The organism is Ruegeria sp. AB8 (assembly GCF_056542605.1).
This window is the reverse complement of record NZ_JBQGAB010000072.1, coordinates 1-2,175: the sequence shown is the minus strand read 5'-3', so window position 1 is coordinate 2,175 and position 2,175 is coordinate 1. Positions and strand designations below refer to the sequence as shown.

General features: G+C 54.3%; 2 protein-coding genes. One reads left to right on the top strand and one right to left on the bottom strand.

Translation table 11 applies throughout. The annotated features are described in order from the left end of the window. A partial coding sequence (locus tag ACR0CG_RS23700; RefSeq protein WP_480527951.1) for a transposase occupies positions 1-248 on the top strand: 248 nt, incomplete at its 5' end. A 157-nt stretch (positions 249-405) separates the two neighbouring features. Here the strand turns inward: ACR0CG_RS23700 and ACR0CG_RS23695 are convergent. Then, positions 406-1,761: an arylsulfotransferase family protein gene (locus tag ACR0CG_RS23695; RefSeq protein ID WP_480527949.1), complete on the bottom strand. Its 1,356-nt coding sequence runs from the start codon at positions 1,759-1,761 to the stop codon at positions 406-408. Between the last annotated feature and the right edge of the window lie 414 nt (positions 1,762-2,175).

The following is a 2,175-nucleotide window of genomic DNA, read 5'->3' as shown; positions in this document are numbered from 1 at the left end:
GTGGCTATGACGCCGATTGGTTCCGGGAAGCGTTGAAAGACAAAGAGATACGCGCCTGCATCCCTGGCCGGAAGCAGCGCAAGAAACCGGTGAAGTACGACAAGCGTCGCTACAAACGGCGCAACCGGATCGAAATCACGTTCGGCGGGTTGAAGGATTGGCGGCGTGTGGCAACCCGCTACGACAGGTGCCCGAAGGTCTTCCTGTCAGCAATCGCCCTTGAAGCACTCGTTATCTATTGGCTATGAGTCCTGACCCTATCAGAGAATGGCGACAACAGCTATTCCGAAGGCAGCAAAGACTCCCAGCATGACTGCAAGCGCACCTGCACCTAGCCCGGGCCCGACATAGGTGCTAGCAGGCATGTCGAGTGATCAAAAGGCCGAATCCAGGTTGGGCATTGCATCAATCGTTGCATTCCCAAATGTCGGCGTTGAAGTAGTCTGGCTCGAACCACTTAATCTCGGATACTGTCAGGTTGCGGTTGTCTATGTCCGGGTTCAGATTGAAGATTTCAAGCGCGACAGCTCCATTCGCATCAATTTCTAGCAAACGTCCTTGCTGGGGGCTGGAAAAAAGGAGGTTTCCGCTGTCGATCCACTGATGCTTGCCACGGATGCGCGAGTAAAAATCGTAGTCCCGGCCATCGAGTGTTACTTTGGTCTGGAACGTATCGGGGTCGACCGAGACGATCTCGCTGTAATCGCGGCTCATGCGGTTGTTGTAGATGCTGATGCGACCATCGGGCATCCAGTCCGGGTCATGCTGTCTTTGCACGGCTCCCACGCGCCACCATTTGACGATGAGGTCATCGGGATCGACAACGAATATAAGGTTGCCCGCGCGCGCGCTAACTAGCAGGTCGCCCGCATCGAACTGGTCAAAGCGGTTAGCCAGCGCGGGCGGAAGGGGGTCGACATCATTGTAGTGGAGTGCATCGCTCATCCAAGATCCCTTCGTGTTCTTGGGGTTCTTGCCCAGGTCATTGTCATGGAGCCTGCGTAATTCTAGTATGTCGATCGTTGGATTGGCCGCGATCACATCGTCGGTCGAAAAGGTTCTCAAAACGGTGCCGTCCACCACCGAGACGAGCGCAAAATCGAGAGAGTCGTTAAAGGTCCAGACAGCGCTTTGGTCTTCAAGCGTTGTTACGGAGTGATGATACACACCCGGAATTGTCCAGATTCGCTCCCCGCAGGCGTCAAACTTTTGCAAGGAAACACCACCGTCGAAGGCGAAGATGAACGAGCCGTCGGGGAAGATCTCCAAGCCATGGGCGAACTTATTGGAGTTCGGGCTGGGTGTCTTGTCTCCGACGGGGATTTCGTCTACCGGGATTATGGTTGCGATCTCAAGCTCAGGCGAGATCACAACGACCGCATTCTCGATCGAGTTCCCGGTCGCGAATGAGCCAAAAAGCACGCGCCAGCCCAAAGTGATCGCGTCTGTGGCCTTGTAGACCAGCCCTGGAAGGGGATCTGTCCGCGAGGGGAATTTCGCATAGTCTATTAGGTCCACGGGCATGCGCGGAGCGCCAAACGTGTTGTCGTAGATTTGACCCGTAACGATGCTGGCGCCTTCCTCGAACACATCCTTCACAAGTGAGGGGAATGTTGCGATGGCAAGGGCGATCTCACCGGCCCTGCCCAAACGTTCACCGCCAGAAAGCTGGTATCTGACGGACCAGCCGAACAAAACTGTTGCCACTGTTGACAGGAGAAGCAATAGCAAGACCAACCAAACTGGAACTCGTTTGTCCATACCTGTAAAGTGCCCAATCTCGCAAAGCCAATCCTGAAAACGGACCCTGTTTGCGCGCCCGACAACAGCGTTTCTGACTTATTCGGAATTCGAAAACAACTCTTATCAAAGTATTGATGATAGTGCGAGAGTGTCTTTGCGCACGCCAGCAAAAGACCGAATCGCTACTTCCTACGCTGCTACAATGAGCCGTTTGAGGATGCCGATCGAACCGGAAATAACCGACCCGTCGACCACTCTTCAAAAGTGAAACGAGTTACCCCTCAAAGGGCCTCGAAAAATGAGCATCGTTCGGTGGGAAACCAAATGAACAACGCGGATTTTAGGGTCAGGACTCATAACCAATAAATGACGGTTGCGGCGAGAGCGATGGCGGAGAGGAAGACCTTCGGGCATCTGTCGTATCTGGTCGCC